General features: G+C 68.1%; 22 protein-coding genes. 13 read left to right on the plus strand and 9 right to left on the minus strand.

Translation table 11 applies throughout. From position 1 onward, the window contains the following. Positions 1–141: 141 nt before the first annotated feature. From C1A30_RS17890 to C1A30_RS17920, 7 genes are all read left to right on the plus strand, one after another. Entirely contained in the window at positions 142–1,011 is an 870-nt protein-coding gene (locus C1A30_RS17890; RefSeq protein ID WP_101949526.1) for a DMT family transporter, read from the plus strand. Positions 1,012–1,027: 16 nt separating this feature from the next. After that, positions 1,028–1,705, plus strand: coding sequence for a hypothetical protein (locus C1A30_RS17895; RefSeq protein ID WP_101949527.1), 678 nt, complete (start codon positions 1,028–1,030; stop codon positions 1,703–1,705). After that, on the plus strand, positions 1,702–2,607 hold the full coding sequence (miaA, locus tag C1A30_RS17900; protein WP_101949528.1) for a tRNA (adenosine(37)-N6)-dimethylallyltransferase MiaA: 906 nt from the start codon (positions 1,702–1,704) through the stop codon (positions 2,605–2,607). Before C1A30_RS17895 ends, miaA begins: the two co-directional genes overlap by 4 nt. A 4-nt stretch (positions 2,608–2,611) precedes the next feature. Continuing rightward, complete coding sequence (gene dapF, locus C1A30_RS17905) at positions 2,612–3,472, plus strand: diaminopimelate epimerase (protein ID WP_101949529.1); 861 nt, start codon at positions 2,612–2,614, stop codon at positions 3,470–3,472. A 45-nt stretch (positions 3,473–3,517) separates the two neighbouring features. Next, positions 3,518–4,933, plus strand: a complete 1,416-nt coding sequence (hflX, locus tag C1A30_RS17910) for a GTPase HflX (RefSeq protein ID WP_101949530.1) — start codon at positions 3,518–3,520, stop codon at positions 4,931–4,933. After that, a complete protein-coding gene (locus C1A30_RS17915) occupies positions 4,934–6,619 on the plus strand; it encodes an amidase (protein WP_101949531.1) in 1,686 nt (561 codons plus the stop codon). A 172-nt stretch (positions 6,620–6,791) separates the two neighbouring features. Beyond that, on the plus strand, positions 6,792–7,598 hold the full coding sequence (locus tag C1A30_RS17920; RefSeq protein ID WP_101949532.1) for a GvpL/GvpF family gas vesicle protein: 807 nt from the start codon (positions 6,792–6,794) through the stop codon (positions 7,596–7,598). 60 nt (positions 7,599–7,658) lie between these two features. On the opposite strand, the gene C1A30_RS17925 is transcribed toward C1A30_RS17920, so the two are convergent. From C1A30_RS17925 to C1A30_RS17935, 3 genes are all read right to left on the minus strand, one after another. Then, complete coding sequence (locus C1A30_RS17925) at positions 7,659–7,901, minus strand: CsbD family protein (protein WP_101949533.1); 243 nt, start codon at positions 7,899–7,901, stop codon at positions 7,659–7,661. An 81-nt stretch (positions 7,902–7,982) separates the two neighbouring features. Then, positions 7,983–8,486 (minus strand): hypothetical protein, encoded by a 504-nt coding sequence (locus tag C1A30_RS17930; protein ID WP_101949534.1) that lies wholly within the window; start codon positions 8,484–8,486, stop codon positions 7,983–7,985. Next, entirely contained in the window at positions 8,483–10,771 is a 2,289-nt protein-coding gene (locus C1A30_RS17935; protein ID WP_101949535.1) for a molybdopterin guanine dinucleotide-containing S/N-oxide reductase, read from the minus strand. Before C1A30_RS17935 ends, C1A30_RS17930 begins: the two co-directional genes overlap by 4 nt. Before the next feature lie 189 nt (positions 10,772–10,960). Here C1A30_RS17935 and C1A30_RS17940 point away from each other — a divergent pair, with 189 nt between their 5' ends. Both C1A30_RS17940 and C1A30_RS17945 read left to right on the plus strand, forming a co-directional pair. After that, positions 10,961–12,121: an acyl-CoA dehydrogenase family protein gene (locus C1A30_RS17940; RefSeq protein WP_101949536.1), complete on the plus strand. Its 1,161-nt coding sequence runs from the start codon at positions 10,961–10,963 to the stop codon at positions 12,119–12,121. Positions 12,122–12,335: 214 nt separating this feature from the next. Continuing rightward, a complete protein-coding gene (locus tag C1A30_RS17945; RefSeq protein WP_101950281.1) occupies positions 12,336–14,222 on the plus strand; it encodes an LGFP repeat-containing protein in 1,887 nt (628 codons plus the stop codon). Positions 14,223–14,226: 4 nt separating this feature from the next. On the opposite strand, the gene lexA is transcribed toward C1A30_RS17945, so the two are convergent. Continuing rightward, the gene (gene lexA / locus C1A30_RS17950; protein WP_101949537.1) at positions 14,227–14,931 is read right to left on the minus strand and encodes a transcriptional repressor LexA; all 705 of its coding nucleotides are present in this window, start codon (positions 14,929–14,931) and stop codon (positions 14,227–14,229) included. 221 nt (positions 14,932–15,152) lie between these two features. Between lexA and C1A30_RS17955 the strand changes: the two genes are divergently transcribed. Both C1A30_RS17955 and nrdR read left to right on the plus strand, forming a co-directional pair. Beyond that, positions 15,153–15,614 (plus strand): LysM peptidoglycan-binding domain-containing protein, encoded by a 462-nt coding sequence (locus C1A30_RS17955; RefSeq protein ID WP_101950282.1) that lies wholly within the window; start codon positions 15,153–15,155, stop codon positions 15,612–15,614. Between the two features lie 161 nt (positions 15,615–15,775). After that, positions 15,776–16,240, plus strand: coding sequence for a transcriptional regulator NrdR (nrdR, locus tag C1A30_RS17960; protein WP_101949538.1), 465 nt, complete (start codon positions 15,776–15,778; stop codon positions 16,238–16,240). A gap of 3 nt (positions 16,241–16,243) precedes the next feature. Here the strand turns inward: nrdR and C1A30_RS17965 are convergent, their stop codons facing one another. The 3 genes from C1A30_RS17965 to C1A30_RS17975 are packed head-to-tail and all read right to left on the minus strand — an operon-like array spanning position 16,244 to position 18,980. Then, entirely contained in the window at positions 16,244–16,930 is a 687-nt protein-coding gene (locus C1A30_RS17965) for a PhzF family phenazine biosynthesis protein (RefSeq protein ID WP_101949539.1), read from the minus strand. A 23-nt stretch (positions 16,931–16,953) separates the two neighbouring features. Continuing rightward, positions 16,954–17,976, minus strand: a complete 1,023-nt coding sequence (locus tag C1A30_RS17970; protein WP_101949540.1) for an alpha/beta fold hydrolase — start codon at positions 17,974–17,976, stop codon at positions 16,954–16,956. A 32-nt stretch (positions 17,977–18,008) separates the two neighbouring features. Beyond that, positions 18,009–18,980: a proteasome assembly chaperone family protein gene (locus C1A30_RS17975; protein WP_101949541.1), complete on the minus strand. Its 972-nt coding sequence runs from the start codon at positions 18,978–18,980 to the stop codon at positions 18,009–18,011. A 209-nt stretch (positions 18,981–19,189) separates the two neighbouring features. Between C1A30_RS17975 and C1A30_RS17980 the strand changes: the two genes are divergently transcribed. Then, positions 19,190–20,002 (plus strand): serine protease, encoded by an 813-nt coding sequence (locus C1A30_RS17980; RefSeq protein ID WP_101949542.1) that lies wholly within the window; start codon positions 19,190–19,192, stop codon positions 20,000–20,002. Here the strand turns inward: C1A30_RS17980 and sthA are convergent. Further along, positions 19,999–21,405, minus strand: a complete 1,407-nt coding sequence (gene sthA / locus C1A30_RS17985; protein WP_200828372.1) for a Si-specific NAD(P)(+) transhydrogenase — start codon at positions 21,403–21,405, stop codon at positions 19,999–20,001. The two genes, C1A30_RS17980 and sthA, sit on opposite strands and share 4 nt — an antisense overlap. Positions 21,406–21,594: 189 nt before the next feature. On the opposite strand from sthA, the gene C1A30_RS17990 reads away from it, so the two are divergent. Beyond that, positions 21,595–22,644 (plus strand): DUF4192 domain-containing protein, encoded by a 1,050-nt coding sequence (locus C1A30_RS17990; RefSeq protein WP_101949544.1) that lies wholly within the window; start codon positions 21,595–21,597, stop codon positions 22,642–22,644. A gap of 9 nt (positions 22,645–22,653) precedes the next feature. Here the strand turns inward: C1A30_RS17990 and C1A30_RS17995 are convergent, their stop codons facing one another. After that, positions 22,654–23,343 (minus strand): metal-dependent transcriptional regulator, encoded by a 690-nt coding sequence (locus C1A30_RS17995; protein ID WP_101949545.1) that lies wholly within the window; start codon positions 23,341–23,343, stop codon positions 22,654–22,656. Between the last annotated feature and the right edge of the window lie 93 nt (positions 23,344–23,436).

Here is a 23,436-nt window from a genome sequence, read left to right on the forward strand (position 1 = left end):
CCGCGCGGGAACCCGCGCACCTGCCGCGCGACGCGGCGCCTGATAGCTCGACCGCTATTCAAACAGGTCGGGGCGGCACGTGCCCACGGCTTTCGCGATGCTGTTGCCTACGCTCGTGCCAACACGGAGGGGAGGCCACCGATGCACAAGGCGGATATCGCCGCCCTGCTCGCCCTCGGCGCTGCGTTCTTCATCGCGATCGGCGATGTCGTCCACCAGCGTTCGGCGCACGAAGTCACCGACGAACCGGTCAGCCACCTCGACCTGTTCCTGCGTCTGCTGCGCGACCGGCAGTGGTGGTTGGGCAGCATCGTCGCGGCCGTCGGGTTCGCGCTGCAAGCCGCCGCGCTCGGCTTCGGATCGGTGCTGTTGGTGCAGGCGCTGCTGGTCACGTCGCTGCTGTTCGCGCTGCCGATCAACGCCAGGCTGTCGCAGCGGCGGGTGACGCGCTGGGAGTGGATGTGGGCGGTGCTGCTGGCGCTCGCGGTCGCGGTGATCGTGACCGTCGGCAATCCGACCGAAGGCCACTCCAGGGCGTCGCTCGAGACGTGGACGGTCGTGGTCGCCGTGCTCGGTCCCGCACTGGTGCTCTGCGTGGTGGGCGCGCGGATCTGGTCGGGACCGACCAGCGCGGTGCTGCTGGCCCTGGTGTCCGGCGCGCTGTGGGGGGTGTTCGCGGTGCTGACCAAGGGCGTGGTGGACCGCCTCGACCACGGTGTGTGGGTGCTGCTGCGGACGCCGGAGTTGTACGTCTGGGCGCTGGTCGGCATCGCGGGCACAGCGTGGCAGCAGTCGTCGTTCCGGGCAGGCGCGTTGACCGCGTCGTTGCCGACGATGACCGTCGCCGAACCGCTGGTCGGGTCCGTGCTGGGCATCGTGGTGCTCGGCGAGGCGCTGCGACCGGGCGATGCCGGGTGGCTGACGTTGATCGCAGCGGTGGTGGTGATGGTGGTGGCGACGGCCGCGCTGGCCCGCGGCGAGGCGGCCGGTGCCACCAAGCAACCGGTGTGAGCACTACCTTGGTGGCGTGCTGAGCGCCATCGCGATCGTTCCGTCAGCACCCGTATTGGTTCCCGAACTCGGCGCAGGCACCGCCGACGAACTCGCCGACCTGCGTCGCGCGGTGCTGGCCGCCGCGAAGGCGCTGCCGTCGACCTGGATCGCCGTCGGCGCCGACGCCGCCGACACGGTGCTGGGTCCCGACAGCGCGGGCACGTTCGCCGGATACGGCGTCGACCAGCGCGTCGCGCTGTCGCCCGACGCCGGGGCCCCGACTGCGCTGCCGTTGTGCGCGTTGATCACCGGCTGGATCCGCGACCAGGCGGCGCCCGACGCCCGCGCGCAGGTGCGGGTCTACGACGCGGGACACGACGTCGACACCGCGCTGGCTCACGGTCGGGCGTTGCGCGCCGAGATCGACGAAAACCCCGACCCGGTCGGCGTTCTCGTCGTCGCCGACGGTGCGCACACACTCACCCCGCCCGCGCCCGGCGGATACGACCCCGACTCGGTCGCGGTGCAGGCCGCGCTCGACGACGCGCTGGCCGCAGGCGACGCCGACGCGCTGAAACGGCTGCCCGATGCGATCGTCGGCCGCGTCGCCTACCAGGTGCTGGCCGGACTGGGCGGCCCCCGGTCGGCCGCCGAGTTGTATCGCGGGGCGCCCTACGGTGTCGGATATTTCGTCGGTGTCTGGCAGCCATGAGACCGATCGCGATCATCGGCCCGACCGGCACCGGCAAGTCGGCGCTGGCGCTGACCGTCGCCGAGGAGGTCGGCGGGGAGATCGTGAACGCCGACGCGATGCAGCTGTACCGCGGCATGGACATCGGCACGGCGAAGCTGCCGCAGGCGGAGCGCCGCGGCATCCCGCACCATCAGCTCGACGTCCTCGAGGTCACCGAAACGGCCACGGTCGCCCGCTACCAGCAGGCCGCGGCCGCCGACATCGAGGCGATCGCCGCCCGCGGCGCGGTCCCGGTGATCGTCGGGGGCTCGATGATGTACATCCAGTCGCTGCTCGACGCGTGGTCGTTCCCCGCCACCGATGCCGCCGTGCGCGCCAAATGGGAGGGCCGGCTGGCCGAGATCGGGGTGGGCGCCCTGCACCGGGAACTGGCCCGCGTCGACGCCGACGCCGCGGCCTCGATCCTGCCGACCGACGGCCGCCGCATCGTGCGGGCCCTCGAGGTCGTCGAGTTGACGGGGCAGCCGTTCGCCGCGTCCGCGCCGGTGATCGGTGCGCCGCGCTGGGACACCGCAATCGTCGGATTAGATTGGGACACAACTGTTCTCGATGAGCGACTGGCCCAACGCACCGACAAGATGTTCGCCGAGGGGCTGGTCGACGAGGTGCGCGGATTGTTGCGGCAAGGGCTGCGCGACGGGGTGACCGCGGCCCGTGCGCTCGGCTACGCCCAGGTGATCGCCGACCTCGACGCGGGTGGGGACGGGTCGGCGGCCCGCGAGCCGACGTTCTTCGCCACCCGCCGCTACGTCCGCCGTCAGCGCTCCTGGTTCCGCCGCGACCACCGCATCACCTGGCTGGACGGCGGCGCCCCCGACAACGTCGAGCGCACGCTGCGGATATGGCGGCACGTATCCTGAACTCGTGGAATTCGCCAAAGGCCACGGCACGCAGAACGACTTCGTGCTGCTGCCGGACCCCGACGGCAGGCTGTCGCTGACGCCGGCCGGGGTGGCCGTGCTGTGCGACCGGCGTCAGGGCCTCGGCGCCGACGGGGTGCTGCGGGTGACCAGGGCCGGTGTCGCCGGACTCGACCGACTGCCCGAAGGGGTGGCGGCCGACGACTGGTACATGGACTACCGCAACGCCGACGGGTCGGTTGCGCAGATGTGCGGCAACGGGGTTCGGGTGTTCGCTCACTACCTGCGGGCCAGCGGCCTGGAGAGCCGCGACGAGTTCACCGTCGGCTCACTGGCGGGTCCGCGTCCTGTGGTGCTGCACCGGTGGGACGACACCACCGCGGACGTCACAGTCGAAATGGGCAAGACCAACCAACTCGGCACGGGGGAGGCCATCGTCGGCGGACGGCCGTTCGCCGGTCTGGCGGTCGACGTGGGCAACCCGCACCTGGCGTGCGTCGATGCGGACCTGACGGTCGACGAACTCGCCGCGCTGGACGTCGCGGCGCCGGTGTCGTTCGACAGCGGGCAGTTTCCCGAAGGCGTCAACGTCGAGGTTTTGACCGCCCCACACGGGTCAGCGGTGTCGATGCGGGTACACGAACGGGGTGTCGGAGAAACCCGCTCGTGCGGCACCGGGACGGTCGCGGCGGCGGTCGCGGCGCTGGCGTACGAGGGTGCCACCACCGGCACACTGCTGGTGCGGATACCCGGCGGCGAGGTCACCGTCACCGTCACCGACGCCAGCAGCTTCCTGCGCGGCCCCTCGGTGCTGGTGGCGCGCGGCGAGGTGGCCGAGGAATGGTGGCGCATTGCGCAGCGTTAATTCGGATGCAGGCGCACAGTCGACCGTGCAACTCTGTAATCACTTATGACCCATCCCGATTCTCGTTTCCACGACGCCCCCAGCGCGGGTGAGCTCGCACTCGAAGACCGCACGGCACTGCGCCGCGTGGCCGGTTTGTCGACCGAACTGGCCGACGTCTCCGAGGTCGAGTACCGGCAGCTGCGGCTGGAACGCGTGGTGCTCGTCGGCGTCTGGACCGAAGGCAGCGCCAAGGACGCCGAAGCCAGCCTCGCCGAATTGGCCGCCCTCGCCGAAACCGCGGGCTCGGAGGTGCTCGAGGGGCTGATCCAGCGCCGCGACAAGCCCGACGCCTCGACCTACATCGGCTCGGGTAAGGCGCAGGAGCTGCGCGAGGTCGTGCTGGCCACCGGCGCCGACACCGTGATCTGCGACGGCGAGCTGAGCCCCGCGCAGCTGACCGCGCTGGAGAAGGCGGTCAAGGTCAAGGTCATCGACCGCACCGCGCTGATTCTCGACATCTTCGCCCAACACGCCACCAGCCGGGAAGGCAAGGCGCAGGTGGCCTACGCGCAGATGGAGTACATGCTGCCCCGGCTGCGCGGCTGGGGTGAATCGATGTCCCGGCAGGCCGGCGGGCGCGCGGGCGGCGCAGGCGGCGGCGTGGGTACGCGCGGTCCCGGTGAGACGAAGATCGAGACCGACCGCCGTCGCATCCGCGAGCGGATGTCCAAGTTGCGCCGTGAGATCAAGGACATGAAGCAGGTCCGCGACACCCAGCGCAGCAGGCGGCGGGCCAGCGACGTGCCGTCGATCGCGATCGTCGGGTACACCAACGCGGGGAAGTCCAGCCTGCTGAACGCGCTGACCGGCGCCGGCGTGCTCGTCGAGAACGCGTTGTTCGCCACGCTCGAACCCACCACGCGGCGTGGGGAATTCGCCGACGGGCGGCCGTTCGTGCTGACGGACACGGTCGGGTTCGTCCGGCATCTGCCGACGCAGTTGGTCGAGGCGTTCCGCTCCACGCTGGAGGAAGTCGTCGACGCCGCGCTGCTCGTGCACGTGGTGGACGGCTCCGATGTGAATCCGCTGGCGCAGATCAACGCGGTGCGCCAAGTGGTCAACGAGGTGGTTGCTGACCACGACGGCAAGCCGGCACCAGAACTGTTGGTGGTCAACAAGATCGACGCTGCAGACGGCCTCACGCTGGCCCAGCTGCGCAGTGCGCTGCCGGACGCGGTGTTCGTGTCCGCGCGCACCGGCGACGGCCTGGAGCGCCTGCAGCAGCGGATGGCCGAGTTGATCGAACCGACCGACAAGGTGGTCGACGTGACCATTCCGTACGACCGCGGCGACCTGGTCAACAAGGTGCACGCCGACGGCCGCGTCGACGCCACCGAGCACACCGCCGACGGCACCAGAATCAAGGCCCGCGTGCCGATTCCGTTGGCCGCGAGCCTGCAAGAGTTCGCGACGTTCTAAGTGGCGTTCGACGTCGTCGAAGCGTCCATCGCCGATCTGCGCGGCGCACTCGACTCGGGTCGGGTGACCGCCGTCGATCTGCTGGAAAGCTATCTGGACCGCATTGCGGTCTATGACCATGCCGGGATTCGGTTGAACGCCGTCGTCGTGATGAACCCGCAGGCCCGCGCCGACGCCGAGGCGTCCGACCAACGCCGGTCCCGCGGCGAAACGCGCGGCCCGCTGGACGGCATTCCCTATACGGCCAAGGACAGTTATCGGGCCCGCGGTCTCACCGTCGCGGCGGGCAGTCCGGCCTTCGCGGACCTGGTGGCGCAGCAGGACAGCTTCGTCATCGAGCGGTTACGCGATGCCGGCGCCGTGCTGATCGGGCTGACCAACATGCCGCCGATGGCCAACGGCGGCATGCAGCGCGGACTCTACGGACGCGCCGAAAGCCCGTACAACGCCGACTATCTCACCGCTGCCTTCGCGTCGGGTTCCTCCAACGGGTCCGGCACCGCCACGGCGGCGTCGTTGTGCGCGTTCGGCATCGGCGAGGAAACGTGGTCGTCCGGTCGCGCTCCGGCGTCCAACAACGCGTTGTGCGCGTACACGCCGTCGCGCGGCATCATCTCGGTCCGCGGTGGCTGGCCGCTGGTGCCGACGATGGATGTCGTTGTGCCACATACCAGGACGATGGCCGACATGTTCGAGGTGCTCGACGTGATCGTCGCCGACGATCCGGTGACGCGCGGCGACTTCTGGCGCAGCCAACCGTGGGTGGCGTTGCCGCGGCCCAGCCAGGTGCGGCCCGCGTCGTATCGGCAATTGGCCCCAGCCAGCCTCGGGAGACGGCGATTCGGTGTGCCGCGCATGTACATCAATGCCGACCCGGACGCGGGGACCGCCGAACGGCCCGGCATCGGCGGCCCGACCGGACAGCGCATCGAGACGCGACCGTCGGTGCTGGCGTTGTTCGAAGCGGCGCGACGCGATCTGGAGGCGGCAGGCGCCGACGTCGTGGAGGTCGACTTCCCGGTGGTCAGCAATTACGAAGGCGACAGGCCGGGCGCGCCAACGATTTTCACCCGCGGCCTGGTCAGTCCCGACTATCTGGCCAGGGAATTGCTCGACCTGAGCGCATGGGCGTGGGACGACTTCCTCGCCGACAACGGCGACCCGCACCTGCACCGGTTGGCCGACGTGGACGGCGCGCGGATCTTCCCGCACCCGCAAGGTGCGCTGCCCGACCGCTACACCGGGTTCGACGACGACATCGCGAGCTATCCCGCGCACGTCAGAAACCACCCGGTCGAGTCCTTCCTCGACATCCCGGACCTGGCGGACGGTGTGCGCGGCCTCGAGCAGACGCGGCGCCTGGATCTCGAAGACTGGATGGACGGTCTGGGCCTGGACGCGGTGATCTTCCCCGCGGTCGCCGACGTCGGCCCGGCGAACATGGATGTCGACGAATCGTCGGCCGACCTGGGGTGGCGCAACGGTGTGTGGGTGGCCAACGGCAACCTGGCGATACGCCACCTCGGCATTCCGACGGTGACCGTGCCGATGGGCACCATGGCCGACATCGGCATGCCGGTGGGGCTCACGCTGGCCGGGCGCGCCTACGACGATGTCGCGTTGTTGCGGTTCGGCGCCGCGTTCGAGGCGACCGGCACGCGGCGGACGTCACCGGCGCGCACATAGCGCAGCGAATCCGGTTTGCCCGCATTTGCCGAGTAAATAGACGGTCACGTCAGTTAGTAGCTACTTAGCCGCGTTTGCATCGTTGACGCATGCGAAAAACAGCGGTTCTAGCTCGGGTTTTCGTGGTTGACACGCCGTTCATCCGGGTAGTGATGAGGGCGAGCGGAGGAGTATGTCAAAGCAATCAGAGGTTGCCGACGCTGATCGCGGAGTCTGGGTGTACGCGATCGGGCGCGCCGAGGACGCTGCGGAGCGGGCAGCGAGCCTGTCCGGGGTGGCCGGCGAACAGGTCCGTGCGGTCGTGGCGGGCGGCCTGGCCGCCGCCGTCGGGACGGTGAACCTCGAGGAGTTCAGGGGAGCGCGACTGCGCCGCACCTTCGAGGACGTCGACGTGTTCGCCCCCAAGGCGCGAGCGCACAACGCGATCGTCAGCGCCTTCCGTCGCGGCGGGCCGGTGATTCCGGTGCGGCTGGGCACCATCTACCGCGACGACCGGCGCGTCAGCCAACTGCTGCTGAACGAGCACGACGACATGGTGGCCGCGCTGCGCCGGGTCTCGGGGCGTGACGAGCTCGGCGTCAAGGCATACGCCGATCCGAGAAGCCTGGCGCTGCAGGGGGATCTGGTCAACTCGGAGGCGACCGACCCCCTGTCGCGTGTGCCCTACCTGTTGCGCAGGAGACGGCAACTGGCCGCGCAGCAGGAGGGCTACCGGTTGGCGTCGGCCGAAGCGGACCGGGTACACGCGATGTTATTGCGTTGCGCCGTCGACGGTAAGCGCAAACCGCCATTGGAGAAGCATGTCACGAACAAGGGACCGTGGACGTTGCTCAACGGCTCGTATCTGGTGGACAAAGACGTCGTCGGATTGTTCATGGAGACCGTGACTGCGCTCGAAAGGTCAACTGCCAGAATCAGACTCGAAGTAACGGGGCCGTGGCCGCCGTATTCGTTCGCCGACGATCTGGTTGCGATCTGACCCCAGGCGAAAGGCGCAAGGCACCCCTCGGGTTCGCCTTGCGCCTATCGCGGTCCGGTGTCAGCGCTGTTCGGCTTCCTGGCGCTTCTCAGCGGTCTTGGCTGCGGCGCGGGCACTTTCGGCCTCGGCCTCTTTCTGAGCGGCATTGCGCTGTGCGTCGGCCTTGTCCTGCTGGGCCTGGCCCTCGCGGTAGAGATCGTCGCGGCCAGCGACTGCGCCGAGCACCTCTTTGGCCTTACCCTTCACACCCTCGACAACGCCTTTGACGGCTTCCTCGGGTCCACTGTTGTTCTTGTCCGACATGGCAGGTTCCTCCCTGTCAATCCGATGGTGACTGCGGAGTTCCCAATCGAAGCGCTTTGCCAAACATCGGCGTGCGTTAGCTCACACGGTGTCGAGCAAATCTTCCGCCGCGGCGGCCATCACTTTCCGCGCCAGTTCAGCCTTGAGCTCGTCGAGGCGCGCCTCCTGCGCCTCGGTGCGGGCCTGATTGCGGGCGAGATCGATGAACTCGTCGGTGACGAAGCCGTCGCGCAGCAGCAGGGCGACCGTGCGGCCACCCACCTCGACTTCGAACACGAAGTCTTCCAACAGTCGGCCGCGGTCCCCACGCACCAGGTTCCGGTCGATGAGGTAGCGGCCGTCGGACACCGCTCGGGTGACCGCCTCGAATCCGTCGCGCGCACCGGGACCTCGAAAGGCGGTGCGTATCTTGACCGATCGACGATCGGGCACAGCGCCGGGGGAGAGCACGGCGAAGGCGCGCTGCAACACCTTGAACGCCATGGCAACGCCTGCGGGGGAGTGCGGTCCGTGGTAGCGCATCATGTCGTCGAACGTGAAACTCAGTGTCTTGCCACGTTCCTCGACGATGATCGCCTCGGTCATCGATCGACGATCACCGGCGGCTCGTGGGCGCGCACCGGCGGGAGCGGGCCGGTGAACTTCTCCACCTGCACCAGCACGTGCGCACCGGTACAGCCCTGGGCGAGGGCCGATGTGCCGATGTCGTCGGTCAGCACGTTCGGATTACCGTGCACACACATGGCGTCCGGGTCGGCGGGATCCTCCGGATCGAACCACGCCCCGGTCGACAGTTGCACCACGGCGCGGCGCAGCCGGTCGTCGGTCACCACGCCGGCGAGACAGGCGCCGCGATCGTTGAACACCCGCACCACATCCCCATCGGCCAGGCGACGCTCTGCCGCGTCGGCTGGATGCATCCGAATCGGTTCGCGCCCTTGTACTTTCGAGGCGGTGCTGACCGCGCCGATGTCGAGCTGACTGTGCAGCCGGGTCGCGGGCTGGTTGGCCAGCAGATGCAGCGGATACCGGGCCGCCCGAGCGCCGCCGAGCCATTCGGACGGCTCGAACCACGCCGGGTGGCCGGCGCAGTCGGCATAGCCGAAGGCGTCGATGTCGGCGGAAAAGATCTCGATGCGCCCGCTCGGGGTGTTCAGCCGGTGCGTTTTCGGGTCGGCGCGAAAGTCGGCCAGCAGCGTCAGACCGTTCTGGGTGGGCAGCCGTAGTCGCCCCATCGCCCAGAACTCGTCGAATGTCGGCACCCCGAAATCCAGTCCCGTCGCCCACTTGTCGTACATGTGCGCGAGCCACTGCCTGGCGGTGCGGCCCTCGGTGAACTGCTCGCCGAAGCCGAGCGCGTCGGCCAGCGCGGCGAAGGTGGTGTAGTCGTCGCGGGACTGCGCATAGGGTTCGACCAGTTTGGGCATCGCCATCAGGACCGGGTCGTTGCGGGACCCGGAGTAGTCGTCGCGCTCGTAGGCGGTGGTTGACGGGACGACGATATCGGCATGTTTCGCCATCGCAGTCCAGTACTGCTCGTGCACCACGACGGTGTCGACGCGGCCGAGCGCGCGCCGCAACCGCGGAATGTTCTGGTGGTGATGAAACGGGTTGCCGCCCGCCCAGTACACCAACTTGATGTCGGGATAGGTCAGGCGGCGCCCGTTGTAGTCGAACTGTTCGCCGGGGTGCAGCAGCATGTCGCTGACAGCTGCGACCGGGATGAACGTCTGCACCGGATTGGGGCCCTGCGGCAAGGCGGGCAGCCCGAAACGCAGTGGCGGCAGCCCCGGTTCGTTCATCGAGCCGTAGCCGTGCCCGAAACCTCCTCCCGGAAGGCCGATCTGGCCGAGCATCGCGGCCAGCGTCAGTCCCATCCACGGGGCCTGTTCGCCGTGCCGGATCCGTTGCAGCGACCAACTGACGGTGACGATCGTGCGCTGCGCGGCCATCCGCCGCGCCAGCGCGGTCAGGTCGTCGGCGGCCAGCCCGCAGATTTGCGACGCCCATTGCGGCGATTTCGCGACGCCGTCGTCGAGGCCGAGCAGATAGCGCTCGAAACGGTCGTAGCCCGTGCAGTAGGTGTCCAGGAACTCGCGGTCGACGAGCGACTCGGTGGCCAGTACATAGCCGAGCGCCAGCATCACGGCGACATCGGTGCCGGGCACCGGAGCATGCCATTCACAGTCGCCCTCGACGTCGTCGCGCAGCGGCGAGAACGACACGATGCGTCCGCCGCGGTCACGGAACCGTTTTAGCGCGGCGCGGGCCGGGTGACCGGTGGTGCCGCCGTGATTGGTGCCGGTGTTCTTCAGCGCCAGGCCGCCGAAACAGACCAGCAGATCGGTGTTTTCGACGATGACGTCCCACGCGGTGGAGCGCTTGAACAGATCGTCGTGGGTGCCGACCACCCGTGGCATGATGACACCGGTGGCGCCGAGGCTGTAGGAGTGTCGCGAAAACGTGTATCCGCCAAGAAGTTTGAGAAATCTGTGCACTTGGCTCTGCGCGTGGTGGAAGCGGCCCGCGCTGCCCCAGCCGTAGGAGCCGCCGTAAATCGCCTCGTTGCCGTGTGTGTCGACGCCCCGCCGCAACTCACCGGCGAGCAGATCGGTGAGTTCGTCCCATGAGACGGCGACGAACTCGTCGGCACCGCGGCGTGTCGTCGGACCGGGGCCGTCGCGCAACCAGCCGCGCCGGACCGCAGGCGTGGCGATTCTGGCGCGATGCCGGATGGCGCCGGGCAGGTTGCCGAGCAGCGGGGACGGATCGGTGTCGCCGTCGAGTGGGGTGACGGTCGCGATGTCGCCTGCCCCGATCGCCGCGGAGAAGCCGCCCCAGTGAGCAAGGCTCGTCCGGGCATAGATCATGCCGCGAATTCTAGGGCGCTGGCCTGTGCGCCCGAATCGCCGAAACGGACGTTTCGCAGGGAAAGTGCGAGTCGACGTCTGCAAAACGTCGATGTCGGCGAAGCCCAGCCGGCCCAGGCCTCGCCCAACCATCCGGTTGGGTGGGGTACGGTACCGGTAACAGCCCGTACCAACTCATGGAGGTCCGCCATGGGCAGCGTCGTGAAGTACGACCGCACCCTGTTCGAACCGGAACACGATCTGTTCCGCGAGTCCTACCGCGCCTTCCTCGACCGGCACGTCGCGCCGTACCACGAGGAGTGGGAGCGCGACAAGATCGTCGACCGCGGGGTCTGGCTCGAGGCGGGTAAGCAGGGCTTCCTCGGCATGGCCGTGCCCGAGGAGTACGGCGGCGGCGGCAACCCCGACTTCCGCTACAACGTGATCGTCACCGAGGAGACCACCGCTGGCCGGTACAGCGGCATCGGCTTCGGCCTGCACAACGACGTCGTCGCGCCGTATCTGCTGCGCCTGGCCAACGACGAACAGAAGGCGCGCTGGCTGCCGAAGTTCTGCACCGGCGAGATCATCACCGCGATCGCGATGACCGAACCCGGCACCGGAAGCGACCTGCAGGGCATCAAGACCCGCGCGGTCAAGGACGGCGATCACTACATCCTCAACGGCGCAAAGACGTTCATCACCAACGGCATCAACGCCGATCTGGTGATCGTGGTCGCCTGCACCGACCCTGACAAGGGCGCGATGGGGTTCTCGCTGCTCGTCGTCGAGCGCGGCATGGAGGGATTCGAGCGCGGTCGCAAACTCGACAAGATCGGTCTCGACGCCCAGGACACCGCGGAACTGTCGTTCACCGACGTCAAGGTGCCTGCCGAGAATCTGCTCGGCGAGGAGGGGCAGGGCTTCATCTACCTGATGCAGAACCTGCCGCAGGAACGGATCGGCATCGCGGTGATGGCCGCCACGGCCATGGAAGCGGTGCTCGAGGGCACGCTGCAATACACCAAGGAACGCAAGGCTTTTGGCCGCCCGATCGGCAGCCAGCAGAATAGCCGTTTCCTTCTCGCCGAACTCGCGACCGAGGCCACCGTCGTGCGAATCATGGTCGACGAATTCATCAAACTGCACCTCGAGGAAAAACTAACCGCGGAGCAGGCGGCGATGGCGAAGTGGTATTCCACCGAAAAGCAGGTTCATCTCATCGACCGCTGCCTGCAATTGCACGGTGGCTACGGCTACATGCGTGAATATCCCGTCGCCAAGGCATATCTCGACTCACGCGTGCAAACAATCTACGGGGGCACGACGGAGATCATGAAAGAGATCATCGGCCGCAGCATGGGCGTTTAGCGGCCCATGCCATGAACCCAGCATGGGCGTTTAGCGGCCCATGCCATGAGCCCAGCATGGGCGTTTAAGCGGGGCTAAATCGCGGGTATCTACCGCGCGCCAGGTATTTTCTCCTCCAACGTCGGCGATGTTCCTTGGTAATCGACGTCTGCTGACGCAGAGTTGACGGACGCGATGACCAACGAAGGACATCGCGCCGATGGCGGGAGGGTTGATGAAGGGCCTGCGGAGCGCTCGCCGCACAGGGTTGGGCCGGCTGGCGGTCGGGTTGCTCGCCGCCGCCGCGCTCGTCTCGGCGGCACCCAGCGCATGGGCGACTCCTCAAGACGATGCCGACGCCGCGATCACCGCCGCCTGGCAGGCCGCGGGCGGGGACACCGGCCCGCTCGGCCCGAAGGACGGCGGCGTTTATCCGGCCGGTGACGGCTTCGGTCAGAACTTCCCCGGCGGCAAGATCTTCTTCACCCCCGCCACCGGCGCCCACGTGATGACGGGCGCGATCCTGGACAAGTACATGTCGCTGGGTGGGCCCGCCGACAGCGATCTCGGGTTCCCGACCATCGACGAGGGCGCCGGGAAGGCCGAGGGCAGCCGCAACACCACGTTCAGCGCGCCGGACAATCCGGTCATCTTCTGGACGCCCGACACCGGCGCGCGGGTCGTCCGCGGACCGATCAACGCCGCATGGGACAAGCTCGGCGGCTCGGCAGGCCAGCTCGGGGTGCCCAGCGACGACGAGACGTACCGCGGCAATCTGGTGACGCAGAAGTTCACCGGTGGCGAGGTGACCTACGACAGGAAGGCGAAGACCTTCACCACGGTGCCGCCCGAGCTGGCCGGCCAACTCGCCGATCTGCAAATCCCCGACGACCCGACGTCGGCGATCAACGCGGCGCGGCGCGCCGCCGGGGGGCCGCTGGGCCCGCTGGGCGCCGCCCAGGGCGAGCCGTACAAGATCGGCGCTGACGGGCTCGGCCAGAACTTCGCGGGCGGCAAGATCTTCTACAGTCCGGCGACGGGTGCGAACGTCGTCACCGGTCAGGTGCTGGCGAAATACGAAAGCGTCGGTGGACCCCAGGGCGATCTCGGCCTGCCCACCTCCAGTGAGGACGACGGCGGCCTGCCCAACAGCCGGATCAGCACGTTCTCCGCCAAGGACGAGCCGGTCATCTTCTGGACCCCCGACTACGGCGCCGTCATCGTCCGCGGGCCGATGAACGCCGCATGGCAGAAACTGGGCGGCGCCACGGGCCCGTTGGGTGCCCCCGTGGCCGACCAGACCGGCAGTGGCAACGTGACCACCCAGCGGTTCAGCGGCGGCGTGGTGTCGTGGGATCGCGCCAAGAGATCGTTCAGCACTGAGCCCGCCAATCTGGCCTCGCAACTCACTGGGCTGCAAGTGCCCGGCCTGGACGCGCCGCAGGCGCCACCCGCGAACCCCCAGGCCTCGGAGACCAAGGGCAGGAACTGGTTCACGTGGAGTTGGTGGTGGCTGCTGGCCATCATCCCGGTGCTGGTGTTGATCGGGCTGGTGGCTTTCGCGGCCATGCGGAACCGACGCGGCGGGCGCGACGACGACGTCTTCGACGCCGAGGACGACGAGTTCGGCGCGCCGCACGACGACCAGTCCGCCGAGCTGTTCAGCGCGCGCTACGCCCAGGAGGGCCAGCCGACGCCGGGCAGCCCGTGGGAACCCCCGCACGCCCCCGAGCCAGAGTCCGACGACGAAGCCGATACCACCAGGGAACCGGCGACGACACCGGACGCCGTGGAAGCCCTTGCGGCGCAAGAGGATCAAGACGATACCGACGAGGTCGACACCACGCCGACGCAGGTGCCCACGTCGGCCCAACGCGATCCGCTGACCGACACCGGACGGCACGCCCGCATCGAGGTCGACGAGCCGTCGCCCAACGGCACCGCATTGCATCTGCCGCTCGACGATCCCGGTGAGGCCCCCGACGGCTACCCGATCAAAGCCGACACCCGAACCGGGTTGTACTGGGTGCCGGGCAGCACGCTCTACGACGAGGCCCGCGCCGAAATCTGGTTCGTCAGCGAAGAACTCGCCCGCACCAACGGGTTCGTCCGCGCCAACTAGCCCGCTAGATCTTGCGGATTACCGTGACGACCTTGCCGAGCACGGCCGCATCGTTGCCGGGGATCGGGTCGAACGCGGGGTTGTGCGGCATCAGCCACACCTGACCGCGGGTGCGCTTGAACGTCTTGACCGTGGCCTCGCCATCGATCATCGCCGCGACGATGTCGCCGTTGTCGGCCACGTTCTGCTGACGCACGACCACCCAGTCGCCGTCGCAGATGGCCGCATCGACCATCGAGTCACCGACCACCTTGAGCAGGAACAGCGACCCCTCGCCGACCAGTTCCTTCGGCAGCGGGAAGACGTCCTCGACGGCCTCTTCGGCCAGGATCGGCCCGCCCGCGGCGATGCGGCCGAGCACCGGCACGAAGGTCGGCTCCGGTAGCGCGTCCGATCCGGCGACGTCGGTGGCGACGATCGAGGTGACGCCGTCGTCGGCACCCCGCACGTCGACGGCCCGTGGCCGATTCGGATCGCGTCGCAGGTAGCCCTTGCGTTCCAGGGTGCGCAGTTGGTGCGCCACCGAGGACGTGGACGTCAGGCCGACGGCATCGCCGATCTCCCTGATGCTCGGCGGGTAGCCGCGACTGGTCACCGATGCGCGAATGACCTCGAGAATGGTGCGTTGACGTTCGGTCAGGCCCGTGTCGAGCCCCCGTCGCCCGCCTGTGCTTTCCGTGCCGTCCGAAGTGCCCGTTTCGTCACCCATGGCGCCGAATGTAGTCCGTGCCGGGCCAAGAATCAAACATGTGTTCGACGCGTGTCGCGGTTCTCCGCAGGTGCCTGGTAGGAACCGCAGTCGGTCGCCCGGATTTGTCGGACCCCTGTCCTATCGTTTGGCAACAGTTCGATCACACGTTCTATCAATCGAACACATGAGCGAGTATGTTCGAACACAGGAGCGAACGAAGCGGAGCGGAAGGCAGGCAGATGACCATCCTCGACACCCGAGAAATTCAGACGGATTCGGTGTGCAGGCCGGTGGCCCGGCCCGGCTACCGAGTGGCCGATGCCCGGCGGCGGCCGCGGTCGAACCGGCCGGCCACCGCGCCGATGCGCTACCGCGGCACCGGTGTGCTGATGTCGCGGGCGTCGCATCGCAGGCGCCCCATCACCCCAGCGACCACGGTGTTTCTCGCGCTCGTCGCGGCGGGCATCACCGTTTGGCTGGGTCTGGTCGCCCAATTCGGCGGCGTCTCGGGTGCCGATGCGCCGGTGCCGGCCCGGCTCGCGGTGATTCAGGTGCAGACGGGGGAGACGCTTGCCCAGGTCGCGCACCGGGTCGCCCCCGACGCGCCGGTCGCCGACGTGGTGGATCGCATCCGTGAGCTCAACCAGTTGGACTCGGCGGCGCTCGACGCCGGCCAGACCCTCATCGCCCCGGTCGCGTGACCGCGGGTGCTACCGGTGAAAGGTTCTGCCGCTCAACGCCTTCGGTAGACCCGTCGGCGGTGGCGGGCCGAAACACAGCGGTGCTGGGTCCCGGTGGCGGCACGCAGGTACGCTCGAAGAGGTTCGAGGTAGCTGTTTGTCGTCGCGGCGAAGGAGCGGTGATGCACTGTCCGTTCTGCCGTCATCCCGATTCCCGGGTGGTGGATTCCCGCGAAACCGATGAAGGCCAGGCCATCCGGCGGCGCAGGTCGTGCCCGGAGTGCGGTAGGCGATTCACCACCGTCGAGACCGCGGTGCTGGCGGTCGTCAAGCGCAGCGGCGTCACCGAACCGTTCAGCCGCGAGAAGGTCGTCCGCGGTGTGCGGCGGGCATGCCAGGGTCGGCAGGTCGACGACGATGCGCTGAACCTGCTCGCGCAGAAGGTGGAGGACGCGGTCCGCGCCACCGGTTCCCCCGAGGTGCAGAGCCACGAGGTGGGGCTGGCCATTCTCGGCCCGCTGCGCGAACTCGACGAGGTCGCCTATCTGCGGTTCGCGTCGGTGTACCGATCTTTCGAATCGGCAGAAGACTTCGAGCGGGAGATCGAGGCGCTGCGGGCGGCGCGCACCATCCCCGCCAAGAGTTGACCGTCAGTCGATCTGCTTGACGCCGTCGTTGACGACGCGGCCCGCGATGCGCACCCAACCCTCAGGGCTCCATCGGGTCTCGATGACCGAGCCCTTGCCCTGCAGGATGTACAGGTCGCGGCTGAGGTAGTCGGTGATGCGCACCGCCGCGGCCCCGGTGGCTTCGTCCTCGGGCACGCCCAGATTCGCGGCGAACATCCGCGACCGGATCGCGCCGCGGTCGCGGTCGAGCCACGTCCACAGATAGTTCTGGATGTCGTCGGGGTAGTCGTCCGGGTCGGCGGCGAACAGTTCCTCGGTCGACGCCAGGTCGTAGATCGCGAACTCCGGCGCCCATTCCGAGCGGGCGCTGACGGCGGTCACGTCGCCCTCGTAGGTCACCTGCACGATTCCGGCGGGCACCCGCAGCGTGTGCACCGGCGTGCCGCGATCGCGCAGCCACCACGACGCGCCCACGGTCGGATGCCCTGCGAACGGCAACTCCGTGGCCGGTGTGTAGATGCGGGCCTGCGCCGAGGTGCCGCCTTCGCTCGGCACATCGATGAATATCGTTTCGCTGTAACCCAATTGGGTGGCTATCCGCTGCCGCTCGGCAGGCGCAGCCTGGCTGGCGTCCACGACGCCAAGCGGGTTGCCGTAGTTGCCGTCCTGGTCGGTGAAAACGCGCAGCACTGTCACGTCGATGGCCATAGGCCGATGCTACGTGGCGGCGATCACGTGGCGCTGCGCTCGTCGGCGCCCATCGCGTCGAGGACGGCGACCCGGGTGTCGACGGGTCCGGAGAGGGTGTCTTCGCTGATGCCGGCGCGCAGTAGGCCGCGCAGGTAGTCCTGGTCGTACACCGCCGGATCGGTGGAATCGATGAACTTCTCGACGACTTCCACGAAGCGGTCGGGATCGTCATGGAACGGGAAATGGCCGGAACCCTCGAAGATCTCCAGCTGAGAACCGGGCATCGCGGCGTGCGCCATGTGGGCGTGGCTCACCGGGATCACCGAGTCATGGCTGCCCCAAATCAATTGCACGGGAACGGATTGGGTCAAATAACATCGGTCCAGCATGGTGACCACCTGACCGCGCCAGTCGACCACGGCGCGCAGTGTGCGTGCAAACGCCGACGAGGCGGTCGGTTCCGGCAGATCGGCCAGAATCCGCAGTACGTCCGGCAGATCCCGGCCGAGGCCGGTGGAGCCCAGCACACCACCGGCGATGCGGCCCGTCGCCTGCAACGCGGGCAACACCAACGGCAGGCGCAGCAGCGCCAGCGCCTCGCTGGCCATCGGCAGCGACGCGAGCCGCAACGCGATGTTGACGTCCTTGGTCACCCCGCCCGCGCCGACAAGAATCAGCCGATCGACCAATTGCGGGAACTGGTAAGCGAATTGCATTGCTACGCCGCCGCCCAGCGAATGGCCGACCACCGTGACGTTGTCGACGTCGAGCACCGACAGCAGGTCGCGCATGCCGTTGGCGTAGGCGGCCACCGAGTAGTCGGCGCGCGGTTTGTCGGACTGGCCGTGCCCCAACAGGTCGGGCGCGATGACGGTGAACCGCTGTGCCAACTTGGTCTGCACCGTGCTCCACGTGGTGGAGTTGTCGCCGATGCCGTGAATCAACAACAGCGCCGGCCCGGAACCGGCCACCCGGAACGCGCGCCGGTATCCGTGGATGGTGCGGAACTGCAATGACGGCGTCAGTTCCCGCACCGAGCGTAGGTTCGCCTTACGCGCGGTCATTGCGACAACTTAGCTAACGATCCTGAAGCTCGCTATGCGGAGTCGTCGTCTTGGCGTTTGTCCGCCTGTTGGGCAAGGAACCGCTCGAACTCGGCGCCGAGTTCGTCGCCGCTTGGCAGATCCTCGTCGCGCGCCAGCAGCGACCGGTTCTCCTGGGCGGCGACGAAGGCGTCGTATTGGCGTTCCAGCGCCTCCACCACTTGCGCGACTTCGCTGCTGGCCTCGACCTGCTCGTTGATCTTGTCGTGGACCTCGGCGGCGGCCTGCGCCAGCCCCGCCAGCGGGAGTTGCAGGGAGGCGCTCCTGGCGACTTCGGCAAGCAGCGCCTCGGCGGCGGTCGGATAGTCCGTCTGCGCCAGATAGTGAGGCACGTGCACGGTGAACCCGACGACCTCGTGTCCGTGCTGGGCCATCCGGAACTCCAACAGGTTGGACACGCTGCCCGGCACCTGCACCTCGCCGACCCACGGCGTGTGCTCGGAGATCAGCTCCTTGTCGTTGGAGTGCGCCGTCATCGTGATCGGGCGGGTGTGTGGCACGGCCATCGGGATGGTGCCCAGGCCGATCACCCGCCGCACCCCGAGCCGCTCGGCCAGTAGCCGCACAGCGGTGATGAACCGCTCCCAGCGCAGGTCCGGTTCCATCCCCGCGAGCAGCAGGAACGGTGTTCCGACGCTGTCGTGCAGCGCGTACAGGTTGAGTTCGGGCTCCTCGTATGCGGTGAAGTGGTCGGTCTTGAACGTCATCAGCGGCCGGCGCGACCGGTAGTCGAGCAGTTCGTCGATGGCGAACGAGGCGACCAACTCGGTGTCGAGGTTGTTCTTCAGGTATTGCGCCGCCAGCCGGATCGCATGTCCGGCATCGGAAAAGCCCTCGAGCGCGTGGATCATCACCGGCCCGCTGCCGTCCGGCAACGACAACTGCGGTGCCGGGAATTCCAGCTCGTACATCCCGGTCTGTTCGGGCTGGTAGTGCTGTTCTGGTCGATCGGCGTTCTCAGCCATTGCTCCTCCTGCCCTCAAGTGTCGCGCATTTCGCCGCGAATGCGATTGCGGCCCTCGCAAATGTTCGAACACAACCGCACCGATCTGGCATTCCGGCAGGGATGCCCGCGCCGGACACGCATCAATCGACTTGTGCGAAACATTTGCCGCCCCAGCGTGCCGTAGATCACCAGGATGCGCGCGGCCGCGGTCGGGCAAGATCGTTGCTCATGCGCTTCTCCGCGGCAGGCCGGGCCTCGCTGGTGACGGTTCTGCTGGTATCGCTGGGTGCGGCGTGTGCCAAGCAGCAGGCGGTGGTTCCGTCGGTCCCGGCCGCTACCGAATCCGCGGGCGTGGCCGTGCAGGCGCCGCCGACGGCGCAACCGGTGCCCCCGGATCCGAGGGTCGGCGCGGTGTTCCTGGGGGCCAGCACGTTGCACACCTGCACCGGCGGCGTGCTCGACTCGGCGGCCGGGGATCTGATCATCACCGCCGCGCACTGCCTGGCCGCAGGCACCGACACCACGTTCGTCGCCGGTCTGAAGGATTCCGCTGCCCCCGAGGACATCTGGCATGTCGACGCGGTCTACCTCGATCCCCGTTGGGTGCAGAACCAGGACACGATGGCCGATTTCGCGATCGCGCGGGTGAGCCGCGATGCGGGCGGGTCGGTGGAGGCGCAGGCCGGCGGCGGCCTCAAGGTGGCGGCGGCGCCCAAGCCGGGCACCGTCATCAGCGTCAGCGGATACGGGATGGGTGTCGGCGGCGGCCCGGTCGGCTGCCGGACGCCGACCGTGCCCGACACGAAAGGGTTTCCGGCGGTCGACTGCGCCGAGTTGGTCGACGGCCTCTCAGGCGCGCCGTGGATCGACGGCTCCTCGGTCGTCGGCGTGATCGGCGGGCTCAACGGCGGGGGCTGCGCCAACGAAAGCATCTCGTATTCACCGCCTTTCGGCGATGCGGTCAAACAGTTACTTGTCCGCGCCGAGGCGAGCGGGCCTGGGGATCCAGCGCCGACGGCGTTCGACGACCAATGCGGCTAGCTCTTGAACTGGTTCAGTGCCCGCAGCTTGTTCATCACGTCGAGCGCGGCCACCTTGTAGGCCTCCGAGAACGTCGGGTAGTTGAACACCGCATCGACGAGGTATTCGACCGTACCGCCACAGCCCATCACGGCCTGGCCGATGTGCACCATCTCGGTGGCGCTGGTGCCAAAGATGTGCACGCCCAACAACTTCAGGTCCTCGGTGGACACCAGTAGCTTGAGCATGCCGTAGGAGTCGCCTGCGATCTGGCCGCGCGCGAGTTCGCGGTACCGGGACACACCGACCTCGTACGGGATCGCGTCTTTCGTCAGGTCGACCTCGGTGGCGCCGACGTAGGACACCTCCGGAATCGAGTAGATGCCGATCGGCTGCAGTTCGGGCATGCAGGCGCACGGTTCGCCGAACGCGTGATAGGCCGCGAGCCGACCCTGGTCCATCGACGTGGCGGCCAGCGCGGGGAAACCGATCACGTCGCCGACGGCGTAGATGTGGTCGACCTTGGTCTGGAAGTTGTCGTCGACGAAGATCCTGCCTCGGTTGTCGGCCTCCAGTCCGGCGTTGGCCAGGTCCAGGTGGTCGGTTTGGCCTTGGCGCCCAGCGGAATACATCACCGTCTCGGCCGGGATCTGCTTGCCGCTGGCGAGTGTGGTGACGGTGCCCGCCGCGCCGACGTCGACAGCGGTCACCTCTTCGCCGAACCGGAACGTCACCGCCAAGTCGCGCAGGTGGAACTTCAGCGCCTCGATGATCTCCGGATCGCAAAATTCCAGCATGTTGTCGCGCTTTTCGACGACGGTGACCTTCGTGCCGAGCGCGGCGAACATCGACGCGTACTCGATGCCGATCACGCCGGCGCCGACTACCACCATCGTGGCGGGCAACGACTTCAGGTCGAGGATGCCGTCTGAGTCCAGCACCCGTTCCTCGTCGAATTCGACACCGGTCGGACGGGCCGGTTTGGTGCCGGTGGCGATGACGATGTGCTCGCCGGTGACGGTGGTGCGCTCACCGCGGGTGGGCTCCTCGACCAGCACCGTGTGCGCATCGACGAACCGGCCGTGGCCCTGGATCAGGTCGATGCGGTTGCGCATCAACTGCGACCGCACGACGTCCTGTTCCTTGCCGATGACGTGCTGGGTGCGGGCCAGCAGATCGGCGGGGGTGATCTTCTCCTTCACCCGATAGCTCGCGCCGTACAGTTCGCGCTGGCTCATGCCGGTGAGGTAGACGACGGCCTCGCGCAGGGTTTTCGACGGAATGGTCCCGGTGTTGACGCAAACCCCGCCGAGCATCCGGCCGCGCTCAACGACGGCGACCGACTTGCCGAGCTTCGCCGCCGCGATCGCGGCTTTTTGCCCGCCGGGACCCGAACCGATCACGACGAGGTCGTACTCAACCATGGCACCCATAGCAACAAGGTCTACGCCGCTTGCGGCCCGTTCGCACGCTGACCGGCGTCAACTTTCCGTGAATATTTGTCCGTCGCAGCGGCGCACAGGTTTATCCCCAGGCCCGAGTTGATCCACAACCTCGGCCCCCACGCGATCTTCGCGGGCCGTCGTGACGGAAACGCCTGAGACCTTGTCGCCATGACGACATCGCAATCGCACGACTTTCACCTCAACCGGCCCGGTGTGTTGATCGCGGCCCTGCCCGCTGTGCTCGGCTTCGTGCCGGAAAAATCCCTCGTGCTCGTGACGGTCGACCGCGGAGAGATGGGATGCGTTATGCGCGTTGACCTTTCCGAGGAATTGCCGGACGAGCTCACGCACCTCGCCGAGGTCGCCGCGGCGGCCAAACCCGACTCGGCGATCGCGGTGATCATCGACGAAAGGGGCGTGAGCTGCCGGTTGTGCAACGACGGGTACCGCGAGCTGGCTGACGCCCTGGCCAGCGCGCTGGCCGCCGAGGGCATCGAACTGCTGGCGGCCCATGTCGTCGGCCAGGTTGCTGCGGGTGCGCGCTGGCACTGCGCCGACGGCTGCGGCAACACGGGCACCGTCGAAGACCCGTCATCGTCGCCGCTGGCGGCGGCCGCCGTGCTCGACGGGCGCCGGCTTTATGCCCGGCGGGCTGAACTGCAGGAGGTGATCGCCGTGGCCGACCCGGCCCGGACCGACGCGCTCGCCGACGCCATCGAGACCCGGGCATCCGAGTCGGGGGAGCGACCGGAGGCGGCCGCACGGGCAGACGTCGAGGCCACCATCGCGGCGGCGGCGGCAGTGGCCGACGATGCCGGTCTGGACGACGACGACCTGGTCCGATTGGCGGTGGCGCTGGCCGATCTGCGGGTACGCGACACGCTGTACGCGCTCGCGATCGCCGCGAACGCCGGGCAGGCGGAGGATTTGTGGGCGCTGTTGTCGCGCACGCTGCCGGAGCCCTGGCGGGTCGAGGCTCTCGTGCTGCTGGCGTTCTCGGCCTACGCGCGCGGCGACGGACCGCTGGCCGGGGTGTCGCTGGAGGCTGCGCTGCGCATCAACCCGGCGCATCGAATGGCGGGCATGCTCGACACCGCCCTGCAGTCGGGGTTGCGGCCCGACAAGATCCGCAGTCTGGCGGTCACGGGATACCGGCTGGCGGAGCGGTTGGGCGTGCAATTACCGCCGATGCGCGCACCGCGCAGGCGCGCCGGATGAGGTTACGGGTCAGACCTTTTCGACCTTCACCGCATGCGCCATATGGTGGGGGAGTTCGACCTGCTCGTGGCCGGGGATCACGATCATCACGCCACCGTGGTCGTTCGCCTCCACGGTCACCCTGGCATTGGGCACCACGCCGGCCTCCTTGAGCCGTGAGATCAACTCCGTATCGCCCTGGACGTGTTCGGTGAGCTGACGCACAACGACCGCGACCGGCATCCCCGACGGCAGTTCGGTCAGCCGCACCAGATTGATCTGGTCGTTGGCCAAGTCGTCGACGCCGAGTTCGGACAGGCCTGGGATGGGGTTGCCGAACGGCGACGTGGTCGGATTGTTGAGCACCTGCACCAGCCGACGCTCGACGTCCTCGCTCATCACGTGCTCCCAGCGGCAGGCCTCGGCGTGCACTTCCTCCCACGGCAGCCCGATCACGTCGACCAGCAGCCGCTCGGCCAGGCGATGCTTACGCATGACGGAGATGGCCAGGGCACGGCCCTTGTCGGTCAGCTCCAGGTGCCGGTCACCGGCGACATGCAGCAGCCCGTCGCGCTCCATCCGGGACACGGTCTGGCTGACGGTGGGACCGCTCTGCTCCAGACGCTCCGCGATGCGCGCACGCAGCGGCACCACGCCCTCTTCTTCGAGGTCGTAGATGGTCCGCAGGTACATCTCGGTGGTATCGACAAGATCGTTCATTAGGCAACCCTCCGTCACGCCAGAGTCTACCGGCCAAGCTGGGAAAACTGTGCCCCACACGGCAACGACCCCGCCGGTGGGGGGCCCGGCGGG

Origin of the sequence: Mycobacterium sp. 3519A, from assembly GCF_900240945.1 — a bacterium.
Lineage (GTDB): Bacteria > Actinomycetota > Actinomycetes > Mycobacteriales > Mycobacteriaceae > Mycobacterium.